23 protein-coding genes are annotated in these 24,327 nt (G+C 64.6%); 2 read left to right on the forward strand and 21 right to left on the reverse strand.

Features of this window, described 5'->3' with window-relative positions; genetic code table 11:
- Nucleotides 1-59: 59 nt before the first annotated feature.
- The 7 genes from ACIPPQ_RS16985 to ACIPPQ_RS17015 all read right to left on the reverse strand — a co-directional run bounded on the left by ACIPPQ_RS16985 (nucleotide 60) and on the right by ACIPPQ_RS17015 (nucleotide 7,336).
- Nucleotides 60-800, reverse strand: coding sequence for an IS110 family transposase (locus ACIPPQ_RS16985; protein ID WP_446545251.1), 741 nt, complete (start codon nucleotides 798-800; stop codon nucleotides 60-62).
- 353 nt (nucleotides 801-1,153) lie between these two features.
- The gene (locus ACIPPQ_RS16990) at nucleotides 1,154-1,780 is read right to left on the reverse strand and encodes a hypothetical protein (protein ID WP_446545252.1); all 627 of its coding nucleotides are present in this window, start codon (nucleotides 1,778-1,780) and stop codon (nucleotides 1,154-1,156) included.
- Between the two features lie 166 nt (nucleotides 1,781-1,946).
- On the reverse strand, nucleotides 1,947-3,770 hold the full coding sequence (gene lepA / locus ACIPPQ_RS16995) for a translation elongation factor 4 (protein WP_446545253.1): 1,824 nt from the start codon (nucleotides 3,768-3,770) through the stop codon (nucleotides 1,947-1,949).
- A gap of 45 nt (nucleotides 3,771-3,815) precedes the next feature.
- On the reverse strand, nucleotides 3,816-4,700 hold the full coding sequence (locus ACIPPQ_RS17000; protein WP_446545254.1) for a transposase: 885 nt from the start codon (nucleotides 4,698-4,700) through the stop codon (nucleotides 3,816-3,818).
- Entirely contained in the window at nucleotides 4,688-5,851 is a 1,164-nt protein-coding gene (locus ACIPPQ_RS17005; RefSeq protein ID WP_446545255.1) for a HEAT repeat domain-containing protein, read from the reverse strand. Before ACIPPQ_RS17005 ends, ACIPPQ_RS17000 begins: the two co-directional genes overlap by 13 nt.
- Before the next feature lie 52 nt (nucleotides 5,852-5,903).
- Nucleotides 5,904-6,287 carry a hypothetical protein gene (locus ACIPPQ_RS17010; protein WP_446545256.1) on the reverse strand — a complete coding sequence of 128 codons (384 nt, stop codon included), beginning with the start codon at nucleotides 6,285-6,287 and terminating at the stop codon, nucleotides 5,904-5,906.
- A 278-nt stretch (nucleotides 6,288-6,565) separates the two neighbouring features.
- Complete coding sequence (locus tag ACIPPQ_RS17015; protein WP_446545257.1) at nucleotides 6,566-7,336, reverse strand: phosphoadenosine phosphosulfate reductase domain-containing protein; 771 nt, start codon at nucleotides 7,334-7,336, stop codon at nucleotides 6,566-6,568.
- 255 nt (nucleotides 7,337-7,591) lie between these two features.
- Here ACIPPQ_RS17015 and ACIPPQ_RS17020 point away from each other — a divergent pair, with 255 nt between their 5' ends.
- On the forward strand, nucleotides 7,592-8,542 hold the full coding sequence (locus ACIPPQ_RS17020; protein ID WP_446545258.1) for a YVTN family beta-propeller repeat protein: 951 nt from the start codon (nucleotides 7,592-7,594) through the stop codon (nucleotides 8,540-8,542).
- Here the strand turns inward: ACIPPQ_RS17020 and ACIPPQ_RS17025 are convergent.
- From ACIPPQ_RS17025 to argH, 5 genes are read right to left on the reverse strand one after another with little or no spacing between them, the layout of a single operon-like run.
- Nucleotides 8,539-8,907 (reverse strand): hypothetical protein, encoded by a 369-nt coding sequence (locus ACIPPQ_RS17025; protein WP_446545259.1) that lies wholly within the window; start codon nucleotides 8,905-8,907, stop codon nucleotides 8,539-8,541. The two genes, ACIPPQ_RS17020 and ACIPPQ_RS17025, sit on opposite strands and share 4 nt — an antisense overlap.
- A gap of 39 nt (nucleotides 8,908-8,946) precedes the next feature.
- Nucleotides 8,947-9,714, reverse strand: a complete 768-nt coding sequence (locus tag ACIPPQ_RS17030) for an NAD(P)-dependent oxidoreductase (RefSeq protein ID WP_446545260.1) — start codon at nucleotides 9,712-9,714, stop codon at nucleotides 8,947-8,949.
- 2 nt (nucleotides 9,715-9,716) lie between these two features.
- Nucleotides 9,717-10,982 carry a diaminopimelate decarboxylase gene (lysA, locus tag ACIPPQ_RS17035; protein ID WP_446545261.1) on the reverse strand — a complete coding sequence of 422 codons (1,266 nt, stop codon included), beginning with the start codon at nucleotides 10,980-10,982 and terminating at the stop codon, nucleotides 9,717-9,719.
- Nucleotides 10,983-11,000: 18 nt separating this feature from the next.
- Nucleotides 11,001-11,252 (reverse strand): hypothetical protein, encoded by a 252-nt coding sequence (locus tag ACIPPQ_RS17040; protein WP_446545262.1) that lies wholly within the window; start codon nucleotides 11,250-11,252, stop codon nucleotides 11,001-11,003.
- Entirely contained in the window at nucleotides 11,252-12,628 is a 1,377-nt protein-coding gene (argH, locus tag ACIPPQ_RS17045; RefSeq protein WP_446545448.1) for an argininosuccinate lyase, read from the reverse strand. The genes ACIPPQ_RS17040 and argH overlap by 1 nt, the downstream gene beginning before the upstream one ends.
- On the opposite strand from argH, the gene ACIPPQ_RS17050 reads away from it, so the two are divergent.
- Nucleotides 12,627-13,250, forward strand: coding sequence for a TlpA family protein disulfide reductase (locus ACIPPQ_RS17050; protein ID WP_446545263.1), 624 nt, complete (start codon nucleotides 12,627-12,629; stop codon nucleotides 13,248-13,250). The two genes, argH and ACIPPQ_RS17050, sit on opposite strands and share 2 nt — an antisense overlap.
- A 78-nt stretch (nucleotides 13,251-13,328) precedes the next feature.
- Here the strand turns inward: ACIPPQ_RS17050 and ACIPPQ_RS17055 are convergent, their stop codons facing one another.
- From ACIPPQ_RS17055 to eda, 9 genes are all read right to left on the reverse strand, one after another.
- The gene (locus tag ACIPPQ_RS17055) at nucleotides 13,329-13,667 is read right to left on the reverse strand and encodes a hypothetical protein (protein ID WP_446545264.1); all 339 of its coding nucleotides are present in this window, start codon (nucleotides 13,665-13,667) and stop codon (nucleotides 13,329-13,331) included.
- Between the two features lie 112 nt (nucleotides 13,668-13,779).
- A complete protein-coding gene (locus ACIPPQ_RS17060) occupies nucleotides 13,780-14,781 on the reverse strand; it encodes an NAD(P)H-dependent glycerol-3-phosphate dehydrogenase (RefSeq protein WP_446545265.1) in 1,002 nt (333 codons plus the stop codon).
- A 40-nt stretch (nucleotides 14,782-14,821) separates the two neighbouring features.
- Complete coding sequence (locus ACIPPQ_RS17065; protein ID WP_446545266.1) at nucleotides 14,822-15,754, reverse strand: alpha/beta fold hydrolase; 933 nt, start codon at nucleotides 15,752-15,754, stop codon at nucleotides 14,822-14,824.
- Entirely contained in the window at nucleotides 15,751-16,611 is an 861-nt protein-coding gene (locus ACIPPQ_RS17070) for an alpha/beta hydrolase (protein WP_446545267.1), read from the reverse strand. Before ACIPPQ_RS17070 ends, ACIPPQ_RS17065 begins: the two co-directional genes overlap by 4 nt.
- A gap of 2 nt (nucleotides 16,612-16,613) precedes the next feature.
- Nucleotides 16,614-18,062: a DUF3336 domain-containing protein gene (locus ACIPPQ_RS17075; RefSeq protein ID WP_446545268.1), complete on the reverse strand. Its 1,449-nt coding sequence runs from the start codon at nucleotides 18,060-18,062 to the stop codon at nucleotides 16,614-16,616.
- A 24-nt stretch (nucleotides 18,063-18,086) separates the two neighbouring features.
- Nucleotides 18,087-19,643 carry a wax ester/triacylglycerol synthase family O-acyltransferase gene (locus ACIPPQ_RS17080; RefSeq protein WP_446545269.1) on the reverse strand — a complete coding sequence of 519 codons (1,557 nt, stop codon included), beginning with the start codon at nucleotides 19,641-19,643 and terminating at the stop codon, nucleotides 18,087-18,089.
- On the reverse strand, nucleotides 19,644-21,983 hold the full coding sequence (locus ACIPPQ_RS17085; RefSeq protein ID WP_446545270.1) for a glycerol-3-phosphate 1-O-acyltransferase: 2,340 nt from the start codon (nucleotides 21,981-21,983) through the stop codon (nucleotides 19,644-19,646). It abuts the gene before it with no gap.
- A 3-nt stretch (nucleotides 21,984-21,986) separates the two neighbouring features.
- The gene (locus tag ACIPPQ_RS17090) at nucleotides 21,987-23,585 is read right to left on the reverse strand and encodes an HAD-IB family hydrolase (protein ID WP_446545271.1); all 1,599 of its coding nucleotides are present in this window, start codon (nucleotides 23,583-23,585) and stop codon (nucleotides 21,987-21,989) included.
- An 87-nt stretch (nucleotides 23,586-23,672) separates the two neighbouring features.
- The gene (gene eda, locus ACIPPQ_RS17095) at nucleotides 23,673-24,293 is read right to left on the reverse strand and encodes a bifunctional 4-hydroxy-2-oxoglutarate aldolase/2-dehydro-3-deoxy-phosphogluconate aldolase (RefSeq protein ID WP_446545272.1); all 621 of its coding nucleotides are present in this window, start codon (nucleotides 24,291-24,293) and stop codon (nucleotides 23,673-23,675) included.
- Between the last annotated feature and the right edge of the window lie 34 nt (nucleotides 24,294-24,327).

Below are 24,327 nucleotides of genomic sequence, written 5' to 3' on the forward strand. Positions count from 1 at the left end.
CCGGTCGGGCTACGCCCGCCCTCCGCCGCACGCAGCGCAAGGCCATCCTCAACAAACCCTCAGCATATCCTCAAAGGGGGTCCCTCTTCGACGCCGATCGGGGGTCCCTTTTGAACGCCGTTTGACAGATTGTCAATCACTGCGAGGCGCTTCCTCAGATGCTCTGCTATAACGAGCACAGGCTCGACAGTGTCAAAAAGGTCAAGACCTGCGTTGACTTTCAAGCGCTCAAGCTCTGCAATGACATTCTCGCGAAGGCGCTTCAGCGAAGTAGCCGTCCTTACATCGCCACCGTTAAGCCGAATAATGGCTTTTATGGCTGATTCGGTCGCAATGCGATTTTTCACCAGATGTTGGCGCATCACCAACTGAGAGCGTAGCATCTGGCATTGAATGCTTTTGACGCGCACCTCGGAAACAACATTTCTTCCGTGCAGCGCGATCTGAGCCAAACCACGTGCATCGTTCCGGTCAGTCTTGTTCTGCGAAATTCGAAGGAATTTGCGAGCTTGCCGAGAGTCAAACATCGCGACGGGATAGCCTTTGTCACGCAACCCTCTCACCAAGTGCGGAGAATAGGGTGAGGCTTCCAGCCCAATCAGTTGTACCGAAGACCCGGACCCGGTTCGATGGAGAAATTCTCCGATCCCGTCTGCCGAGGTGAGCACCTCCTCTTCGAGCACGGTCTGTCCAGAATCGTCTATCACACACACCGCAGAGACATCGAAGCCTATGTCGATGCCCAACCAACGCCTTTCATCGTTACGCTGCCCGATGCCCATAGTTTCGAGCTCCGCCACCATTATCTTGGCAAGGTCGCGAGCGCCTTAATAAAGGTCCGGCGTACGAAGCCCGATCCCTTGCGGGAACACTTTGACCAAGAGGCCGGGTGCAATATTCTGGACAGGATCAAGCCCTAAGATATTCCCGCACTCCGACTTCCGGTCGCCATGCGACTCGAAATCGATGCCGAGTTTACCTCAGCCGATAGCCTTGGTCATTTGAGAATTGCCGGCTGACGCTTTGACCAATCTCGAATACGTCGCCCCTCGGCCCCCGCGTTCTCACGCACAGGGTGTCAGCCGGCCGGACTCCTGTTAGCAAATTTCTGGCTTATCGTCACGCATGAATGCATCCACTTCGGATGCGAGAGCTAGGTGGCGATACCGTTCTCATTCAACGAGTTAAGCACAATGGCGTCGAAAAATATTCGCGCCTGCACCTCGCCAATCAAGCGCCCAGAAATAAAACTGCACATCATTCGCAGCATTCTAACTCTTTGCCGGTCATCCGTTATTGTAAAATTGTCATAATCGTCAGAGTTGATTCGCAGCATTTCATCAATTTGTTTGCGATCGATCTCGAACGTATGAGCAACCTGATTTCGAACGACGTTCAGGCGCTCTATAGTCGGCAAAAGCACAGGGTCATTCGCCCCCATACCCAAGAGATAAGCGAATTCGATTTTCTGCGAGAAATTGAACTTTCTCAGGCCCTTCAGCTCTACGAGGACGTTGGACAAACAGCGAATATATTGTTCAATCGATCTCTCTACTATGAGGTGAGCTTTTAAGATCGCGTATTCCAAATTTGGCGACCGTGGAAAATGTTTCTTCACTATCTCATCTAGCTCAGACGTCACGGCATCAACAATTTTGTGCCGCTCATCCACATCAACCCAAACGTCTGGCCCGCCTTTCAAGTATACACCTTCTCGGTGGTATTGATGCGCCGTATCGAAGGTCGGGCGCGCCCGCCGAGTCTGTCGAACCACAACCATCCGCGATCTCCCGAGCCGAGACTCTTAACTACCCTGCTGTCCGGTTAGCGTACTTAAGCCAGATGTCCCCATTCCTATATTCGTGTATCCGGGCGGGCAGGTCGAAGCTGCCCCGCAGCTTCGACCTGCCCACCTGCCTTCTTTCTGCTTTGATGAAAAAAGCGGATTAGGCGTCGTCGCCCATGCGGAGCGCTGCAATGAACGCTTCCTGCGGGATGTTGACGTTGCCATATTCGCGCATCCGCTTTTTGCCTTCTTTTTGTTTCTCCAGCAGCTTCTTCTTGCGGGTCGCGTCGCCGCCATAGCATTTGGCGGTCACGTCCTTGCGCAGCGCGGCGATGGTTTCGCGGGCGATCACCTTGCCGCCGATCGCGGCCTGGATCGGGATCTTGAACATGTGGCGCGGGATCAGGTCCTTGAGGCGCTCGCACATGCCGCGGCCGCGGCTTTCCGCCGAACCCCGATGCACGATCATGCTCAGCGCGTCGACCGGCTCGTTGTTGACGAGGATGCTCATCTTGACGAGGTCGCCGGCGCGGTGGCCGATCTGGTGATAATCGAAGCTCGCGTAACCGCGGCTGATGCTCTTCAGCCGGTCGTAGAAATCGAACACCACCTCGTTGAGCGGCAGTTCATAGGTGATCTGCGCGCGGCCGCCGACATAGGTGAGGTTCTTCTGCACCCCGCGGCGGTCCTGGCACAGCTTCAGGATCGGGCCGAGATAATCGTCGGGAACATAGATCACCGCCTCGATCCACGGCTCCTCGATCTCGTCGATGCGGTTGGGGTCGGGCATGTCGGCGGGGTTGTGGAGCTCGATCTCCTTCGCCGCCTCATTCTTCGTATGGCCGAGCTTGAGCTTGTAGACCACCGACGGCGCGGTGGTGATCAGGTCGAGGTCGTACTCGCGCGTCAGCCGCTCCTGGATGATTTCGAGGTGGAGCAGGCCGAGGAAGCCGCAGCGGAAGCCGAAGCCGAGCGCGGCCGAGCTTTCCATCTCGAACGAGAAGCTCGCATCGTTGAGGCGGAGCTTCTGGATGCTTTCACGGAGCTTCTCGAAGTCGTTCGCGTCGGTCGGGAACAGGCCGCAGAAGACGACCGGCTGGACTTCCTTGAACCCCGGCAGCGGCTTCGCGGCGGGCTTCTTCGCGTCGGTCACCGTGTCGCCGACACGCGCCTGTGCGACGTCCTTGATCTGCGCGGTGATGAAGCCAATCTCGCCGGGGCCGATCTCGGTCAGTTCCTCGCGCTTCGGCGTGAAGCAGCCGACGCGGTCGATCAGGTGGGTGGTGCCCGCCTGCATGAACTTGATCTGCTGGCCTTTTTTCAAGATCCCGTCGACGACGCGGACAAGGATGACGACGCCCAAATAGGGGTCGTACCAGCTGTCGACGAGCATCGCGAGCAGCGGCGCCGCGGCGTCGCCCTTCGGCGGCGGGATCTTGGTGACGATCGCCTCGAGGCATTCCTCGATCCCGATCCCCGACTTGGCGCTCGCGAGCACCGCGTCGTCGGCGGGCAGCCCGATGATATCCTCGATCTCGGCCTTCACCTTGTCGACGTCGGCCGCGGGCAGGTCGATCTTGTTGATCACCGGCACGATCTCGTGATCATGCTCGATCGACTGGTATACGTTCGCGAGCGTCTGCGCCTCGACCCCCTGCGCGGCATCGACGACGAGCAGCGCGCCCTCGCACGCGGCAAGGCTACGCGAGACCTCATAGGCGAAGTCGACGTGGCCCGGCGTATCCATCAGGTTCAGCTCATAGGTCTCGCCGTCGTGCGCCTTATATTTCAGGCGCACCGTCTGCGCCTTGATCGTGATCCCGCGCTCCTTCTCGATGTCCATATTATCAAGGACTTGCGCCGACATCTCGCGCGCGGTCAGCCCCCCGGTGAACTGGATCAGCCGGTCGGCGAGCGTGGATTTCCCGTGATCAATGTGCGCGATGATCGAAAAATTGCGGATATGGGACAAAGGCGTGGTCATGCGCGGCGCACTAGCAGGGGAATGCGCCGCTGTCAGCAGGGGAAGCTAGTGCGCCAGCCAGCGCCGGCAATCGGCACGCACCCGCGCGTCGGCGTCCGTCATGCCACGCTCAAACACGATATGGCGTTCATCACCCTCAGCCGCTGCAGCCAGCGATGCAATCGCATTCGCACGCACCCTTGGCAACGGATGCGCCTTGGCGAATTGCTCGGCGATGTCCCTCCCATTCTCCGTCAGATGCACCGCGCAGCGGAGCAGCATTTCTCCGCTGGTCAACGTCGGGCGCCTTGCGATCGTGCCGGCTTCGAGGTCGACGATATATTGGTCGCGCCAGGGGATATGGTCGCCCTCGTCCATGATTTTGAGGCTGACCGAGAGGGTTTCGGGCGGGAGCTGGCTGTGGATGTCGCGGTGGGCGCGGTAGAGCATGATCTTGCCTTCGCTGAGGCTGCTGCGCTCGATGAATTGGAGGTCGAGCGGCTCGCCGAGACGGCCGTCGACCGCTTCGGCGTCGTACTCATAATAGTCGCTGACATAGCCGGGACCGAAATAGCCCGCGGTGAGGAAGCTGAAATTATGGTCGTGCGGGACGCCGTAGGAAAAGGCGGCGGGGCCGCTCGCGGAATAGACGGCGTCGCGCGCCGAGGGCCACAGGTTCGCGCGAAGGTAAAAGCCGCGCGCGCTGCGGTGGAGGAGGAAGACTTGCGCCGAATAGCGATTGAGTTCGAGCTGGTCCGTATAGCTCGCCTTGAGCGCGGCGAGGACGCTGTCGGCGAGGAAGTCGCGGTTGCGCGCGAGCCCGGCGAGGAGCGCGGTGCACTGTGCGATGCTGCCCTCGTCGGTCAGGTCGACGCCGCTTTCGTCGAGGCGCGCGGCGACCTCGGCGAGGTCGAGCGCGGCGCTGGCGGGCGGGTCGATCAGCCGCGGCACGGACGCGGATCGCGGTTGCGGGGCGCCGATATGGGGGTGGAGGGCACCGGGCTTTTGCAAGGCCCCGGCCCTCCACCCCCCGTCCGCCCCGTCTCACCGGAAGGCAGGGAGAAGAGCGCGTGCGTCGCGGCGGCGGCGCGGCGCACCTCGGGATGCGGATCGGACGCCGCCATCGCGGCGAGCAGCGGACGCGCGGTGGCGGGATCGAGCGCGACGAGTTCGCGCATCGCGTTCCAGCGCGCGGCAAAATCCTCGGCCTTCGTCTCGGCGACAAAGAAGGGCGCGGCGTCGATGCGGCCGAACTGGCGCAGCACCGCGAGCGCCATCGCGCGAAAGCTGCTGTCGCGGCGCGACGCGCTGACATGCGTCAGGCGGCCGCTCGCGATGTCATAGGCGCGGATCGGGAGGCACGACGGCGGCTGGACGGCGAGTTCGAGGAGCAGCACGTCGCCGCAGGCGCGCGCGCAACCCTTTTCGAGCGTGAAGCTCTGGCGCGCGGTGTCGAGCAGCAATGTCTCCCCCTGCCGCAGCGCACGCGGTGCGGCGCTGCGGCAGGATGCGGCCGCGCCCGCGGTGAAGCCGCCGCCTTCTTCCGCAGCACTGACCGCGACCTCGTGCAGGCGGATCGACGCACCGCCGTCGGCGAGGATGTGGAACGCGGCGCGACCGGGGACGAAAACGGCGGCGGGAGCGGGTGCCCCTGCCGCGAGCGGGCGGAGTTGGAGCGTCAGGCGGACCGCGCCGCGGTCGGCGAGGACGAGCCCGCCCGCGCCCCCATCACCGCCCCCGACGAGCCGCAGCGGCGGACGGGCGAAGGGATCGGCCCTCAGCAGAGCGAGCGCCGCATCGATCCGGCCGTCCAGCCATTGCCTGTCCGACAGCCAGGGCAAGAGGCGCGCGATCGCGACATCCGGCGGCGCGTCGGCCAGCGCATCGATCGCGGCAAGCAGCCCGTCGGGGGCGGTATCGGCGGCCCTCCACGCGGCATCGAGGTCGCCCGCCGCCTTGAATTTGCGGTTCGCTTCGTTCGCCTCACCTTGCCAGTGAATGCGCTTTTGCTCGCTATCGAACAGCCGCTCGCGAAGGGGGCGACAAGCCGCCTCATGCTCTGCCCTCGTAATCAATCCGAGGACGTTCAACAACTTCGACATTTTGAATTCCCCGGGCGGCCTTATTAGGTGCCGCCCGTCCTCTGTTGAAAAGCTAGGCGGCAAGCGACATTGCTTCCGCGATCAAATCGTCAGGCGCAGTCCCGACCATGAACCGACCGACAAGCGGCGGAATGGCGGTCTGCACAAAATCCTTGAATGCTGATTGGTCCATCGCGGCGAATGAGATGGACCCAGGTACGAACACTTCCCTGCCCCGGCTGTCGGTCACGAACTCGCCTGTCCCGGTGGCCATCTTTGCGAAGTGCAGAGCTGCGGCTTCCGAGATATGCGGGTTGCTGTTCTCACTGACCAAGCGGAGAATGGCGAAGAACAGGCGGTGATAGCTTAATCCGCGCGCACGCTTCGGGGTGAGCGTGACGAGCTGACCCAGCTTCGTTTTCGCAAAGAAGTCCTGCGATCCGTCGTCAGCAGGCACAAACCTGTATCTCGGTCCCATCGCGCGGCGCTGTCGAAATCGGCTGCCACCCATCCAGTCGGGTATCTGAGTTAGAGGAGGTCATGAGGCACCTCGGGGGTCTTCATCGGACCACCTTTCCCCAAGAAAGGTGAGGCCCAAGGAGGCAACCATCTTGGCAGTCAGGTGGCAGCCTGTGCCACGGTCAAATGCGCGCTTCATCCTGTTGAGCGCATCATGGGCAGCGGACAGCGCGCCACCCCCTTGCAGGTCAGAGTCCGAGCGTGCAGTAGAGTTAGTCATGCTGCGATTCCTGTGATTTCGGTCAGGGGCTTGCGGCTCATCGAGAGCGTGAAGCCAAGGCGCTGCTCGGTTTCGACGTAGCGGCGGTAAAGGGTCGGGTTGAGGTGCGCGGCGGTCGTCAGGTCCGCTTGGCTCGCCATGATGCAGAAGCAGCACGACAAGCGTGTCATGCCAGCGCCATAGGCCCAGTGCGGTTGCTCGCCAGCCAGATGGATCGCGTTGAAGACCTCGCCTTCGGTCATGTCGTGGATCGGCAGCCAGTCGTACCATTCGCGACCCGCCTTGCTGTTGCCAGCGTTCAGCTTGAATGGTTCCAGTTTGGCGCGACCCGTCGATTCCTCGGCCCGCATTCCCATGCAGTTTACGACGAGACCGCCGAACTCGGGATGCGCCTTGAGATACCGGCGAATTTCGCGCTCGATGGGACCGCGCTTGAGGTCAGACGTGCATTGCCGGTTGGCAGGACTGGGGAACATGCCCCGATGCTCGACCATCTCGAACAGCGTCTTGACGGACTGGGCGAAGATCATCGGCGTTTCGCCAATGGTGTCCTCTATATGCTCGGTGACGCCCTCCCATTCGACCTCGGGCAGCACGGCATGAATGACCAGCAACTGGCGCGCCGGGATGATGGCGCGCAGCATGATGAACATTGCTTGGCTATCTTTGCCGCTGCTGTGGTTGACGACGAACAGCGCGCCGCGAGCAATGAGGTCGTGAATACCTTGCGGCACGGAATCCGAGCGCGTATTTGAATCAGTACCCATGGCGAATGTAGCCCTTCGTCGTGGTCAGGCCCGCGCTGGATTGCCGTCCAGTTGCGGGCCGATTTGGTTTTCCCGTCTCAATCCAACTGGTTGACTCTACGGGAGTCGGTTTTCCGGCTTCGCAGCCGGTTCCGCTATCGATTCCAGTAACATGATGAGAACTTATCGTAATGGACGGTGCGGTCGTTGGTCGAAGCGCGGTTGCCGCGCCGCGCGGCGCGGATAGGATGCGCATCGAAACCGGGAGACCTGTCCATGCGCCAAGCCCTTGCCGCCACCCTTTTCGCCCTGTCGTTCGCGGCTCCCGCCGCGGCCGAAACCCTGCTCGTCGGCAACAAGGGCGAGGATACGCTGAGCGTCATCTCGCTGACGTCGGGCGAGGAACTGGCGCGGCTGCCGACCGGCAAGATGCCGCACGAAATCGCGATTTCACCCGACGGCAAGCAGGCGGCGGTCGTCGCCTATGGCAGCACGACGATCGATGTGTTCGACGTCGCGCGCCGGACGAAGCTGCGCACGATCGACCTCAGCCCGAACCAGCGGCCGCACGGGCTGATATGGCTGTCCGACGGGCGGCTCGTCGCGACGACCGAAGGCAGCGAGTCGGTCGCGGTGGTTGCGCCCGATGGCAAGCTGACCTCGATCTCGACGGGGCAGAAGGGCACGCACATGATCGTCGTCGCGCCCGACAATCGCACCGCCTATACCGCCAATATCGGATCGGGGACGGTGAGCGTGCTCGACCTGAAGACGGCGAAGAAGCTGCGCGACCTGGCCGTCGGCGGCAAGCCCGAAGGGATCGCGCTGACCAAGCGCGGGCGCGAGCTGTGGGTCGGCGACCTCGACGCACCGCGCGTGTCGGTCTGGGATACGAAGACGGGCACGAAGGTCGCCGAACAGCCGGTCGACCCGGTCGCGATCCGCGTGCTTGCGAGCCCCGACGGCAAGCTGGTCGCAACGAGCAATATCGCAGCGGGGACGATCAGCCTGTTCGACGCTGCGACGCGCGCGCGGGTGAAGACCATCAAGGTGTCGGGCGAGCAGGCGAAGGGGCAGGTAACCTTGCTGTTCAGCGCCGATTCGAAGCGGCTCTATGCCGCCGAGACGGGGCATGACAAGGTTGCGGAAATCGACGTCGCGAGCGGCGCTGTGCTGCGCCGGATCACGGCGGGGAAGAATGGCGACGGGCTGGCGATCGCGCCCTAGCGGGGCACTTTACCGGTTTTGATATAGCTTTCCTGGTCGGCAGCGAACGCGCGCCGGCCGTTCGCAATATTGCCGTCAATTTCTGCGGCGGCGGCGGCTTCCGAACGGCCGCTTGCCATGGCGACCTTGATCGCCACGCGGCGGAAACGCGCTTCCTGCTCCTTGCAGCTTTTCGCAAACCCTTCCTTGAACTTGACCGGGTCCATCTTCGTCGTCATGCCCATCTGGACGCTCACGCGCAGGCATCCGGTAAAGGCGTTCGTGGCGGCTTCGAACTCGACGCGATCGCCCTCTGGAAGCTGCGCCGCGGCGGCGGTGCTCGCAGCAGCCGCGATCAGGCACCCCAATGAAATGGCACGTAACATTTTGACCTCCCGCGGCACTGTCCTCGTCTTATGCCGCTCTCAGGAGGCAAGCCATACCGAAAGCCCGGGCGGCGGGGCGGAGGGTGGCGCATCCGCGACGTGCCGAACCGCATCGGCGCGGGCGCGGTCGAGGATCGCGGCGGGGATAGCGGCCGGGTGGTAGATATGGTCAGCCTCCCCCAGCAGGCGCGCGGCGCGCAAGGTAAGCTCGTCGGGGTCAGGACTGGTCAGGTGGATCGTTTCGAGACGCGAGGGCCGGGTTGGAGCGTCGCCCGCGAGCCATATTTCGAGCTTGTCCGCAGCGTCATTGTCGAGCGGGTCGAGCACCGCGCCGCTCGCCAGCGCAGCGTCGATGACGCGGCGGCGATCGGCGGCGGCGGGCCAGCGCGCCTTCATCGCATCGCGCGCCGCATGGAGCGCCGACGCGAGCGCTCCGAGGCGCGGGGGAAGCAGCGCCTCGATCCGCTGGCGCACCGCCTTCGCAAGGCCGGCCGACGCGCCGCCGGTTCCGATGGCGATCGTGACGGGCGCGCGGTCGACGATTGCGGGGGTCGTGAAATCACACAGGTCGGGGCGATCGACGACGTTGACGAGCAGGCCGTGCGCGCGGAGCGCTTGTGCGGCAGCGCGCGCTTCAGCGTCGTCATCGAGCGCGACGAAGGCAATCGCCGCGCCCTCCTCCCACGCCGGAACGATGCGCCCGCCCGCGCGCGCGATCAGCCGCGCCTTGGCATCGGCCGCCTCCCCCTCCCCGACCAGCACGACCGTGCGGCCGCGCAGGTTGAGGAAGAGGGGCAGCTGTTCCATCGTTAGTCGATCCAGTCGGGCACGCGTTCGGCGGCCATGATCGTGCCCGCGGCGATGCGGTCGGCGACAACGGCATAGCGGTCGCCATCGACGAGCACCTCGGGAACGAGGCTGCGGCTGTTATAGGTCGACGCCATCGTCGCGCCATAGGCGCCCGCGCTGCAGAAGACCGCAAGATCACCCGGCTCGACCTTGTCGATCAGCCGGTCGCGCGCAAAGGTGTCGCCGGTTTCGCAGACCGGGCCGACGATCGACGCGGTCATCGTCTCGCCCGACGGCTTTACCGCGACGAAATCGTGCCAGGCGTCATAGAGCGCGGGCCTTGCAAGGTCGTTCATCGCCGCGTCGACGATGACGAAGGGATGCGTTGCGCCGGGCTTCACCCACAATGTTTCGGTCAGCAAAACCCCCGAATTGCCCGCGATGACGCGGCCGGGCTCGAACATCAGCGTGACGTCCCAGTCCTTGGTCACGCGCGCGACCATCGCGCCATAATCGGCTGGCGACGGCGGAATGATATTGTCGCCCGCGCGGTACGGGACGCCAAGCCCGCCGCCGAGGTCGACATGGGTGATGCTGTGCCCCGCGGCACGCAGGTCGGCGACGAGTTCGCCCACGCGCTTGAACGCCGCCTCGAACGGGGCGAGGCTGGTGAGCTGGCTGCCGATATGGACCGCGATGCCGCGCATGTTGAGCCCCGGCAGCGCCGACAGCCGGGCGAAGATTTCGGGGGCGACGTCGATGCCGACGCCGAACTTGTTCTCGGCCTTACCGGTCGAGATTTTGGCATGCGTGCCCGCGTCGACGTCGGGATTGACGCGCAGCACCGCGGGCGCGGTCATTTCCTTGGCGAGCGCGATCTCGGCCAGCGCGACGCCCTCAGGCTCATGCTCGATATTGAACTGCCCGATGCCGCGGTCGAGCCCCAGCGCGAGTTCGGCGCGTGTCTTGCCGACACCCGAAAAGACGATGTCCTCGGCCGCCATGCCCGCCGCGAGCGCACGTTCGAGCTCGCCGCCCGATACGACGTCGGCACCATAGCCCTGCCGCGCGAGCACGCGCAGCACGCCGAGGTTCGGGTTGCTCTTGATCGCAAAGGCGAGATGCTTCTTCGGCACGTCCTTCAGCCCGTCGCGAAACGCCTGCGCATGGCGTTCGAGCGTCGCGCGCGAATAGACATAGACGGGAGTGCCGATTTCCTCGGCAATGCGCGGCAAGGGAATGTCTTCGGCGTGCATCACGCCGTCACGAAGTTCAAAATGATTCATTGGTAAGAGTCCTGAAGCTCAGCCCGGAGGCGGCAAGTCGAAATCGTCGGGTTCGCGTTGTTCGGACCGTTTGAGAAGTTCGTCGCTGCGCGCTGGCCGGGCCTGCGCGTCAGGCGTCGTAAGCTCCTCCGTCGTCGGGGCGCGTGTGGCGCCAACGGGAATCACCGCAGCAGGCTGGCCTGCCACGGGCTTCAGATCTTCCTTGCTGCCGCATGCGCCGAGCAGCGCGGTTGCAGCTATACCAGTCAGGATGAGGCGCTTCGTCGCCATCAAATCGTTCCTTCGAGCGCCGCGCGGGCCGCGGCGATGGCCTGCCTTACCCGTTCCGGGGCAGTGCCGCCATAGCTGAGGCGGCTGGCGACCGATGCCTCGACCGTCAGCGCCGCGAGCACCTCGGGGGTGACCGCGGCATGGATCGCGGCAGCGTCGCCCGCGGGCAGCGCCGACAGCTCGACGCCCAGTTCCTCGGCGCGCTTGACGCACGAACCGACGACATGATGCGCTTCGCGGAACGGCAACCCCGCCTCGCGCACCAGCCAGTCGGCAAGGTCGGTCGCGGTCGAATAGCCCGACGCGGCCAGCGCGCGCATGCGGTCGGTACGGAAGGTCAGCGTTTCGATCATGCCGGTCATCGCCGCGAGCGACAGCGCGAGCGCGTCGAAGGCGCCGAAGACGGTTTCCTTGTCGTCCTGCAGATCCTTCGAATAGGTGAGCGGCAGGCCCTTCACGATCACGGCGAGCCGCTGGAAGGCGCCGAGCAGCAGCCCCGCGCGCCCGCGCACCAGCTCGGCGGCGTCGGGGTTGCGCTTTTGCGGCATGATCGAGCTGCCCGTCGACCAGGCGTCGGGCAGGCTGATGAAGCCGAAAGGCTGGCTGGCCCAGATCACGATTTCTTCGGCAAGACGCGACAGGTGGATCGCGGCGATCGACGCGGAGGCGCAGAACTCGAGCGCGAAGTCGCGGTCGGAGACGGCGTCGATGCTGTTCGCCATCGGGCGATCGAAGCCAAGCGCGGCGGCGGTCGCATGGCGATCGACCGGGAAACCCGTCCCCGCAAGCGCCGCGGCGCCGAGCGGCGATTCGTTGAGGCGGCGGCGGGCGTCGGCAAAGCGCGACCGGTCGCGGCCGAACATCTCGACATAGGCGAGCAGATGATGGCCGAGCGTCACCGGCTGCGCGACCTGCAGGTGCGTGAAGCCGGGCATGATGCTGTCCGCATGCTCGTCGGCGCGCGCGAGCAGCGCGGTCTGGATCGCCTGCAATCCCTCGTCGATCCGCTCGCAGGCGGTGCGCGTCCACAGGCGGAAATCGGTTGCGACCTGATCGTTGCGCGAGCGTGCGGTGTGGAGCCGCCCGGCGGCTTCGCCGACCAGTTCCTTCAGCCGCGATTCGACCGTCATGTGGATGTCTTCGAGGCTCAGGTCGACGGGGACGCCGTTCGCCGCGAATTCCTCGGCGATCTGGGCCAGCCCGCGATCGATCACCACGGCGTCGTCGGCGCCGATGATTCCCGCGGCGCCGAGCATCGCGGCGTGCGCGCGGCTCGCCGCGATATCTTCTTCCCACAGACGCTTGTCGATCGGGATCGAGGCGTTAATCTCTTGCATGATCGCCGCGGGTCCGCCACCGAAGCGGCCGCCCCACATGCTGTTGCTATCCGGAGTATTCGCCATCCGCCGCGTTCCAAGCCCGTATCTTGCGATCCTCGCCGTGCTTCTGGCCGGATCAATCGCGGGCTGCGATAGGGAAAAGCAGGCGGGCGGGCAAGCGGGGCAAGGCCAAGCAAATGTTTCGGCGGGCCAAGCGAAGGGCGTCGGCCATTTCCAGCACCAGGTCGACCGCAGCCAGAAGGGCAAGATGGCGCCCGCGGCCAGCTTTCGCGGTCCCGACGATGCGCCGGTTACGCTGGCGGCATTCCGGGGGCGACCGCTGCTCGTCAACCTGTGGGCGACATGGTGCGCGCCGTGCGTCGCCGAAATGCCGACGCTCGATGCGCTCGCGGCGAAAAGCGGCGATCGCATGGCGGTGATCGCGGTCGCGCAGGACCTGCAGGGCGCGGAGATTGTCGACCCGTGGTTCCAGAAGGCGGGGCTGAAGGCGCTGCAACCCTATGTCGATCCCGAAAACGGGCTGCTCGATGCCGCGAACAGCGCGCTGCCGACGAGCATATATTATGACGCCGAGGGCCGCGAAATCTGGCGCGTCGTCGGGGCGATCGACTGGCAGGGCGCAGAAGCGACGGCATTGCTCGCCGAGGCCAAGTCCTGAAAACAAGAAAGGGCGGACGCCCCATGACGCCCGCCCTTCCCTGCGACCCGGAGAGGGCTCCGGGGAACTCGGGAGAGCTTATCCGCCGACCGTCACACGGCCGCTGCGATAGCCCTTCTTGCGCATTTCCTTCACATAATCCTTGTCGGCATCGACCACCTCGGTCTCCCATTCATCCCACGCGTCCCAGCGGTCCTCGCGGTCGGTCGAATGGCGAAGGTCGCTGGTGAGCTCCTTCTCCGCCTCCAGAATGTCGGCCTTGTAATTATACCATTGCTGGTTGACGACGCCCGCGATCGGCGACGTGCGGATGTGCGGCGCCTCGAATCCCGGCGGCATCGAGCCATAGGGAACGGCGGCCACAGCGGCGGTGGCGGGGAGCGCCATGATTGCGGCTAGGGTGGTCCATTTTTTCATCGTCCATCTCCTGATTGTCCGCCCGTTCGGGGCGGTCAGGGGAGTCAACGAAGCAAGCGGCGCTTTTCTTCCCGGCTGATCGCCGAAATGGCACAGGTCGCGGCGGAATCGCTCAGCCGGGGTGCGCTTCGTCGCCAACGGCAGAGCGAAGCAGGCCGCGAAACACCTCCTGCGCGCTGCGTTTTCCCTGCGTCACGTCGTACACATCGCGCGCGATCGGCATGTCGAGACCGTGCTTTTCGGCAAGCGCAATCACCGTCGGCGCGCTCTTCACCCCCTCGGCGACCATGTTCATCCCAGCGATGATCTCGTCGATCGGGCGCCCCTTGCCGAGTTCGACCCCGACATGGCGGTTACGCGACAAGGGGCTGGTGCACGTCGCGATCAGGTCGCCCATGCCGGTGAGCCCCGCGAAAGTTTCCGCGCGCCCGCCCATCGCTACGCCGAGCCGGGTGATTTCCGAAAGCCCGCGCGTCATCAGCGCCGAGCGCGTGTTGTCGCCGGCGCCGAGCCCGTCGCCCATGCCGACCGCGATCGCGATGATATTCTTGAGCACGCCGCCCAGCTCGCAGCCAAGGAGATCGGTGTTGGTGTAGACGCGGAACAGCCCCGAATGGAACACCGGCTGGAGCGCGCGGACCACAATCTCGTCCTCCATCGACAGGACGCTTGCGGCCGCCTGTCCGGTCATGATCTCGCGCGCGAGGTTCGGCCCGGTGAGAACGCCGACGGGGTGACCCGGCAGCACCTCCTCGATCAATTCGGTCATGCGCTTGCCCGACGCCAGTTCGAGTCCCTTGGTCAGGCTGATCACCGGCACCCACGGACGAAGATGGACCTTCGCCTCCTCCAGCACCGCGCGGAAACTGTGCGACGGCACGCCCATCACGAGCACGTCGGCACCCGCGACGACTTCGGCCATGTCGTTCGTGGCGCGGAGGATCGGCGGCAGCGCGATGCCGGGCAGATATTTGCGGTTCTCGTGGTGCGTGTTGATGTCGTCCACGGTCTCGGCGTCGCGCGCCCACAATGTGATCGGCGCGTTGCGCGACACCACCGAGGCGACCGTCGTCCCCCAACTGCCCCCACCGAGCAGCCCCACTTTCAACCGCATTGGCCTCTCCCGCTATTTTCGGAAGAGACTGACGGCAGTTTCAGTGCTTGGCAAGGAAGCCCTTCATCACCGCGGCGGTTGCCTTTGGATCCTCGATCATCGGGACGTGCCCGACATGTTCGAAGATATGCGAGACGCTTCCCGCTATACCGGCTTCGAGCACCGGAACGCAGCTCACGTCGAGCAGCTGGTCATGGCGGCCCCAGATGATCAGCGTCGGCACCTTCACCTCGCCGAGCCGGTCATTGAGCGGATGGTCGCGCCCTTCGGTGGCGATCACCCAGAAAATCCTGTCGAGCTGGTCGCGATATTTGAGCGCGTCGGCATAAAAGACCGGCTTCAACCGCGCGGGGACATAGGGCGGCTTGTGAACGACCATCGCCACCAGCCGGTCGGCATCCTCGAGGTTCGCGAGGACGAGCGGATTATAGTCCTCGTTCGCCGCCTGTTTCTGGAGCTCGCTTTCGTTCGCGCCGTTGACCCCGGCATTGTCGAGCAGGGTCAGGCTGGCGAGCGCGTCGGGATAGTCGATCGCGTAGCGCAGCGCGATCCAGCCACCCATGCTGTTGCCCGCAACATGTGGGCGCGACAGACCAAGCGTATCGGCGAACGCCTTGAGCCGCGCGGTCTGCGCCTGAAGATCATAGGCAAGGTCGGGATTGCGCTCATTCTCGCCGAAGCCCGGCAGGTCGGGGGCAATGACATGATAGTCGCGCGTCAGATAGGGCGCGATCATCGACCAGTTATCCTTGTCGCCCGCAAAACCATGGACGAGCAGCAGCAGCGGTTTCGATGCGTCGCCGCCTTCGAGATAGGGCCAGATACGGCCGTCGACGGTGATTTTCTTCTGCACCATCCGGCCGCGGCGGCGGAGCAAGGCGCGTCCGAGCGCCACGAGACGGCCGGGAAAGAGGAAATACATCAGCGCGAGCGCGATCAGCGGCGCGAAAAGGAGGACGAGGAGGATTCTCATGCCGCAGCCTCGCCCTTCACATGCGCGTCGAACCAGCCGACGAGGTCATCGAGCACCGCATCGCGTTCGGGCTCGTTATAGATTTCGTGGAACAGGCCGGGATAGATTTCGAGGCGCTTGTCGGTCGACGCGACATTGGCAAACAGATAGCGCGATCCGGCGGGCGCGGTAAGGCGGTCGGCCCCGCCATGCTGGATCAGGATCGGGAGATGAATCTTTGGTGCGTCGGCCTGCGCGACCGCCATCGCATCCATGAACTCCTTGCCGAGCCGCGCGCCGATCTTGCCTTCATAGACGAGCGGGTCGGCCTGATAGGCGGCGACCACCTGCGGATCGCGGCTGACGCCGGTGGAATCGAGCGCCAACACGCCGAGGCGCGGAAAGAAGCGCGAGAGGAAGCGGCTGATCCACACGGTGAAGCGCGACGGCGGTTCGGCGGGCAGGATCGCGGGGCCCGAGAGCGCGGCCGCGACAAATGCCTGCTGGCGTTCGACAAGGAACAAAGTCGCGATCAGCCCGCCCATGCTGTGGCCGAGCAGCAGGCGCGGCGTGTCGCCATGGTTGATCTCGACGAGGGTGAGCAGCTCGGCCATGCCGTCGAGGAAAGCCGAGAAACGCGGCACATAGCCGCCTTCGCCGTCGGAAGCACCATGGCCCCAATGGTCGACGGCGTAGATGGCATAGCCCGCGTCGGTCAGCCGCTTCGCGACATAGGCGTAGCGGCCGGCATGTTCGGCATAGCCGTGCGCGAGCAGCACCACCGCGCGCGGCCGCCCTTCGGGTAGCCAGTGGGTGACATGCAGCTTCGCGCCCGCACCCGCGGATTCTGCGGGCAGGATCACCGCGCCCGCGGCCATGCTCAGCGCACCGCTTTCTGGAGCGCGGCGCTGCGGTGGCCGGGGCCGTCGTCGCCCGCCTTGTCGATCTTTGCCAAAATGGCTTCGAGCGCGCGGCTGATCGCGGTCTGGGTGCGGACCATTTCGACCTTCGGCCAGGCGGTGCGTTCGCCCGTATCGATCAACTCTTCAATATCCTCCTGCGCGAGGTCGGACAGGATCTTCGTCGGCGACCAGAATTTCGGCGGGCGGATGATGTTGATGTCGCCGGTATATTCCTGGTTGATCACCGATCGCGCCATGTTGGCGAGGCTGTTGAGCGGCGGGATCAGCTCGAGCGGCTTCTGGAAGATCACCATATTGGCGTTGAGCCACGCCTTGAAGGTCGTCATCGACGCGTGCTGGATCGCCTCGATCGGCGCCATCTGCTTGCGCGTGTCGGTCGCGAAGGGCAGCGCGATCGGGTTCGCCTGGCTGACGATATGATGGTTCACCCCGTAAAGGCGTTCGAGCCGCTTGGTCGGGATATCGTGCGTCACCGACCCGTCGACCCAGCGCCGGTCGGGCTGGTACGGAACGCGCGCGCCGCTGTCGTCGCGCGCCATCAGCATTACCGGCGGGAACACGCCGGGCACCGCGCACGACGCGAGCACCGCTTCGCGGATCAGCACATTGGGCGCGGTGATCGCGTTGAGCAGGCGGCCGTTCTGGTGCTTTTCCGCCGGCGCGACCGAGATGTTGAGGTGACGGCCGCTGACCTCATAGGCTTCCTGAAAGGTCAGGTCGGGGATCAGGTCGGCGAGGCGCTCGCGCACCTCGTCGGGCGCGAGACGCCTTTGTTCGGGATCACGCGCGGGGTTGGCGAGGCGCTCGCTTTCGAAGAAGGCGCCGATGTCGGCGTTCTTGCGCGTGCACACGACCGCCGCGACGATCGACCCGCCGCTTGCGCCCGACATGATCGCGGGCAGCACGCCTTCTTCCCACAAGGCCTTCACGACGCCGATGTGGAAGAAAAGAAAGCTGCCCGATCCCGAGAGCAGCAGCGCCGAACGGCCGTAGCAATGTTGCGCACGGCGGAAGAAGTCGCGCTTTTCCTCACGGCTGATGCTGCGCGCCGCGGCGATCTTGTCGAGCGACGCGACAACCTCGGCGACATAATCCTCGACCAGCTTCTTGGTGCCGAAACGCGCCTTTTGATACAGCCGTTCGTGCCCCATACCGTCGATGTTGCCGTGGATGCCTTCGTTCAAAACGAAGAGCAGCCCCTTGACGTCGCCCGCCGCCGACAGCTTGCGCAGCTTTTCGAGCCGCGCGCGGATCGCCTTATAGTCGAAATGCTTGCTTTCGTCGGCGTCGCGCCAAGCCTGCAGACCCGACTTTTTGTCATGTTCGCGCGCCGCTTTGGACCATGCGGCATAGTCGGGCGCGGTCACGAGATCGCGGTCGGCGCTGAGCGTCGGGGTGAATAGCATTCGGTAGTCCTGCGAGAGCATGGTTTATTTTTTCGGATTCTTGCCGGTTGCGTTCGCTTTAGCAACCGGTTTCACCCTGTCCTTCGCAGCAGGTTTCGAGACAGTTTTCGGTTTCGGCTTCGGCTTTGCCGGGAGTTTCGGCTTTGCCGTAGCGGCTTTGGGCTTCTCGGGCCTGGGAACCGCCGCCATGAGGTCGGCGAAACTTTCGTCGATACATTCGCGAAAAAAGGCGATGTCGGGCATGATCGATCGCTCGCCGATGATCGAAAAGGCGATCCGGCCGTTGTAACTCGGCGTCGCGACGAACAGCCCCATATTGTTCGCGAGCGGCGCCATGCCGTGCTGTTGCACAAGCTGCGCGCCCGCCAGATAGAGCGGCACCTGCGCCCCCGGCACGTTCGAGATGAAGAGGTTCGTGCCGCGCACCGCGAAACGCTCGCTGGTGACGAGCCGCGCGACCGCCGCCATCGTCGCGCCGGGTATATGCTGCGACAGGTCGGTCATGATCCGCGCGCTGACGCCTGCTTTGGCTTCCTTTGCCTCGACCGTATAATCGCGGACCGCCGCGAGCCGTTCGAGCGGGTCGGCGATGTCGGTGCGGATCGGCACGCTCATCGCCGACACCTGATTTCCCGGCTTCGACGCCTTGCCGCCCTTCCCGCGCAGATTGATCGGTGCAACCGCGACAAGGCTGTCCTGCGGCAGCTCCTTGTGTTTCTGGAGATATTTGCGCAGCGCGCCGCCGACGGTCGTCAGCACGACATCATTGACCGTCGCGCCGGGCACCTTCTTGCGGATTTCGGCCACGTCAGCCAGCGCGACCGTCGTCGCGTCGAACATCTTGTGCGGGCCGACGGGCACATTGAAGCGCGTTTCAGGAACGCCCGCGGTCATGCCGCCCTCGGAAATCGATTTGCGCGCCGACGAAATGATCGCGGGCGACATCTTCATCAGCGCGTTCATGAACTTGACCGGCGACTGCATCGACGCCGACCAGGCGCGCGACAATGTTTCGGCGCTCGACGGCGCCTTGCCCAACTCCTCGACCGGCGGCGGCTCGGCGATCGCGGGCGTGCCCTTTGCATCGATGTCGCTCATCGCGATGAAGGCGTGCGCGCCCGATGCGCCGTCGACCGCGGCGTGGTGGACGCGGTGCAGCATCGCGAAACTGCCCTTCGGGATGCCCGGAATGCGGTCGAGCCCCTCGATGATATAGATGTCCCAGAGCGGACGGTTCATATCCATCGGCTTCGAGAACCAGCGCGCGACGGCGATACAGAATTGCCGCCAGTCGCCGGGCTCGGGCAAGCGAGCGTGGCTCATATGCGCCTCGATATCGAAATGCTCGTCCTCGACCCAATAGGGATGGTCCATGTCGAACGGCAGGCGGTGGAGGCGGCGCTTGAACAAGGGCGAGGTATCGACGCGGCTTTCGACGTGGCGGATGATATCCTTGAAGCGCACGAAGCCGCCCGGCGCGGTCGAGGGGTCGTAGATATAGACGCCCATGATGTGCGTGAGGTTGTTCGCGGTCTGCGTATAGAGGAACTGGGCGTCCTGCGCGCTGAGCTGTTTGAGCATCTATCCTCCTGAACCCGGCAAACGGTCGGCAAGCGCGACCGTCGACAGCCGCATCGTTTCCATGACGTTGGCAAGGCCGCGCAGTTCCATCAGCAGCGCGCGGCGCGCAGCGAGGTTCACCGGGGTCGCCTCGTCGGTGAGCCCCATGTGGCGCATCAGCGACAATCCATTGGCGAAGAGCAATTTGCCGATCGCCGCCTCGCTGCTGATCCGGCGGAGCAGATACGCCTGCCTCCCTTCGGCCAGCGCGGCATCGAGCAGCGCCTGTTCGTCGACGACATCGCCCGGCTTGGCGCGCGCGAGCTGCCCGGCGACGACCGAATAGGCCTCGGCAAAGGGCAGCAGGATCGCATGACCGACGACCGGCTGGCAGCGGCGAAGGAGCTGCGCGATGCCGCGATCGCCGCTCGCGAGCCGACGGTCCCATACGGGATCGATGCGCGCGAGTTCGGCCTCGATCGCGGCGCGGTGCTCGTCACGCGGCGGATAGAAAAATTCGAACTTGAACAGGTCGCGCAGGCGATCGATCTTCGCCCAGAAAGCCGCGGTCGCATCGCCGCTGTCGCCATCGCGCAATTCAAAGAACGCAAGCTCGATCATCGCGCGGTCAAGGAAATGATGCGCGATGATGTTGCGATAATAACTCGCCATCGGATGCTTGGCGGGGTCGATCGAATAGACATTCTCGCTGCCCGCTTCGTAGCGCGTCAGCAGTCCGCTCTCGACGAGCGTGTCGACGGTCGCCGATAGCGCGCCATCGTCGCCGCTTTCGAGCTCGCTGCTGAGGCGGATATCGCGCGCCCGCGCCCAGTCGGTCACCGCGCCGATCGCGCCGAGCAGTTCGGCCGACGTCGCCCCGCGCGGCGCCATGCCGAGCAGGATCAGGCACATGACCGAGGTGACGGTCAGCGGGGTGACGCGGTTCGCCTCGACCGCGACCGCGAAGGCAATTGTTTCGAGCGCGCGCTTGTCGTCGGGACCGGGTGCCTCACCGATCACGACCGGGTTGCCGATATCGAGCCGGATGCGTCCCGACGGCGCCTTCAGGCTCTTCATATAGCCGAGAAACCACGAGAGGCTTTCGGGCTTCTTGTTCCGGCCGGTCTGTTCGGCGGCATATTCCTCGACGTCGCGGATCAGGTCGAAACTGGTGACGAAGGGGACGAAATGCACATCCTTCGTCCCCGTCGCGTGGGCGGCGTCGAGGACATATTTCATCAGCCCATATTTGGGCGGCATCAGCTTGCCGAGCCGCGAGCGGGTACCCTCGAACGCCCAGCTCAAGGGGAAACGCTTCGCGAGCAGCCACGCGATATAGTGACGCAGCACGAGCTTGTAGACCGGCTGGTCCTGGAAGCTGCGCCGGATGAAGATCATCCCCGAGCGGCGGAAGAATTCGCCCATCACCGCGAAGTCGAGATTGGCGCCGCCGAAGCTGTGCAACATCGGCAGGTCGTTTTCATAAGTCAGCCGGCTCGGCGTCGCGCCGTCGATATAGGTCTTGTGCGTGAAAAGGATCGCGGTGGGATGTTCACGCAATATGTTGCGTAGCCTCGCAAGCTCGGCGGCATCGACCTCCATCTCGGGCGCGTAACCGCCGAACATCATCCGGTCGAGACGTGCGCGAAGATCGAGAAAAAGCGCCGACGGCCGCGCGATGACCTCCTTCATCAACGGCCGGGCTTCACGAAAGAGATCGGCGACGGGGCGGCCGGTCGCTTCGGACAGTTCGGCGAGTGCGGCGCGGAATTTGGGGCTGGTGCGCAGGCCATCGGCGACGAAGCGCGGGACTTTGTAGCGGGTACCCCGGATGCCGCGTTCGGCGACGTCGAGCGCGAGCCCCGCCTGCCGCGCAACAAAGCCTGCGAATTCGGGGCTGTCGGTCCCCTCGCCGTCGCCGCCGCCGGTCTGGCGGCAGAAGCGGTCGCGCAGCGCATCGAGCGTCGCCGCTTCGCCGACCAGTATCTGGGCGCGGCGCCGGTCGCGGAGCAGGATCAACCGCGAGCGGAGCGGCCCGGGATGGCGTGGATCTCCGAAGAGGATGTGGCGGAATTTGAGCGCGCGGTCGCGCTCGAAACCCGGGATGCGCCACGCGACGCGCAACGGCACGACCTGCCGCGACGGCGATCCGTCGAGCCGCGCGCGCAGCATGTCGAGCGGCAGCGCATGATCGTCGTCCTCGATCGCAAGGCTCGCCCATTGCGGCTCGTTGTCGCTCGATGTCGCATGCACCCAGTCGAGCAGCAGCCGCCGCTCGACCCCGTTGCGCGCGTCGATGATATAGAGCCGGTCGGCCGCGTCCTCCGTCACGATCGGGGTGCGGGACGTTCCGTCGGCCACCGCTTAGCCAGTCTTTCCCTTGGCCGCCGCGGTTTTTTTGGCGGGGGCCTTTTTCTTCGCGGCGGGCTTTTTCGTGGCCGCCTTTTTGGGCTTGGCCTTTTCGGCCTTGGCTGCGGGCGGCGCGGCTTCGGGCGTTGGCTCTTTCGCTACCGATTCCGCCACGCTTTCCTCGGGCTGGCCGAGCGTGCGCAGGAACATGTTCCGCACATCGCGGACATGCGCGTTTATCGTCCGCGGGCTCCATTTCGATGTGTCGACGGGTGGCAGCACGGTGACGCGCACCGTCGCGGGGCGCATCACGAACTCGTTCTTCGGCGCGACGTCGGTGGCGTTATGGATCACGATCGGGACGATCGGCACCCCCGCCTGCATCGCCAGATGGAACGCCCCCTTCTTGAAGGGTTCGAGCTTCGGCGTCAGGCTGCGCGTGCCTTCGGGCGAGATGCAGATCGACTTGCCCTCGACCTTGATCGCGTCGACGAGCGGCTCCATCGCCTTGATCGCGCTCTTGCCGTCGGCGCGGTCGACGAAGACCGTGCCGCCCCATTCCATCAGCTTGCCGAGGATGGGAATATCCTTGATCTCTTTCTTGCCCACCCCGCCCATGTCGCGGCGGATGAGCTTGGCGAGGATCATCACGTCCGCCTTGCTCTGGTGGTTGAAGATAAAGACGCACGGACGCGCGGACCAGAGATTCTTCTCGTCCTCGACCTCGAGCTCAACCCCGGTGATCGCGGTCGCGAAATCGCCGAACAGCCCGATCGAGAAATTCGCCGCCTCGCGCTGCGAACGCGTCAGCGCCCAGATCGGGAGGCCCGCAGCGAAGGCGCCGACGAGCGAACCGGTCGCATAGATGGTGCGCGTGTAGTCGACCCACGACGGCGTGCCTCGGCTCGCGAAACGCTGCACCGGCCAGCCATTTTCCTCGGCGATCGCCTTCAGTTTCAGGTTCGGGTTGAGCGGGCGCGGCTTGCCGACGCGTTCGAGCAGTTCGATATCGTCGTCGCTGTCCGAATAGAAAAAGCTCTGATCGAGATCGAGGCCATATTCGGCGGCGAGTTCCTCGGCCGCGAGCACCTTGCCCTCGCCGAAGCACAGCGGGCGGATGATCTCGCCGGTAAAGACGCCATCCTCGATTTCATAGGCCGAGCATTTGATATCCTCGATGCCGAGGTCGCGCGCGGTGGGCTCGATCTGGTAGATCGTCGCCGACGAGATGATCGCGACGCGGTGCCCCTTCGCCTGATGCGCCTCGATGATCGCGCGCGTCTCCGGGTAAATCTTGCGCGCGATATGCTTTTTGTAAAGCTCTTCGCCGAACTCGATGAAACTGTCCTCGTCGACGCCCTTCATGAATTTTGCGGCGCCCGACATCAGCCCCGAAAAGCCGATGGTGCCGAGGCTGTGCTGCGCAATAACCTGCGCGGTCTCGGCGATCTCCTCGACCGACATTTCGCGGCGCTGGAATTTCTCGCGCAGCATCGCGGTCGCCGAATAGCCCGAGATGATCGTTCCGTCGAAATCGAAGAGTGCGGCGATATGCGGTCCGGGTTCGGACGCCAGGACTTCTTCCAAATGCGGCTGCGGTCTCGGCACGCACATCTCCCACCAAGCGGCTATATTGCCGCCTTTCCCTGCACGATGGCAGTAAAGATGACGTTTATCAATGCGCCCAATTCGCCGTCCCGGTTAGGACGCGAGCGCAGCCGCCTCACGCGCCAGGGCTTCGATCCGCGCAGGGTCGAGCGGACCCGATGGCACGACCCAGCTGCCTCCGACGCACAGCACCGGGTCGAGCGCGAGCCATTCGGGCGCGGTGGCTGCGCTGATCCCGCCGGTGGGGCAGAAATTGATCCCGCCGAACGGACCGGTCAGCGCCTTCAGCGCCGCGACGCCGCCGCTCGTCGCGGCAGGGAAGAATTTGAAGCTGTCGAGCCCGATATCGAGCCCCGCCATGATGTTCGTCGCGTTGGCGACGCCGGGCAGGAAAGGAACGCCCGCGGTAATCGCCGCCTGCCCGAGGCTGTCGGTCAAGCCGGGCGAAACGATGAATTCGCTGCCCGCGTCGAGCGCGTCCCCCAGCATCCGGGGATTGAGCACGGTGCCGGCGCCGACCACCGCGCCGGGAACCTTCTTCATCGCCCGGATCGCGTCGAGCGCGGCGGGGGTGCGCATCGTCACTTCGAGCACCTTGAGCCCGCCGGCGACGAGCGCCTCGGCCATCGGCACCGCATCCTCGACGCGGTCGATGACGATCACCGGGATGACCGGCGCCAAACGCATGATCTGCTCGATACCGCTGTCGGACATTCTCTACTCCATTCGAAATTTGCATAGTCTGCCC

The organism is Sphingopyxis sp. LARHCG72, from assembly GCF_052871675.1.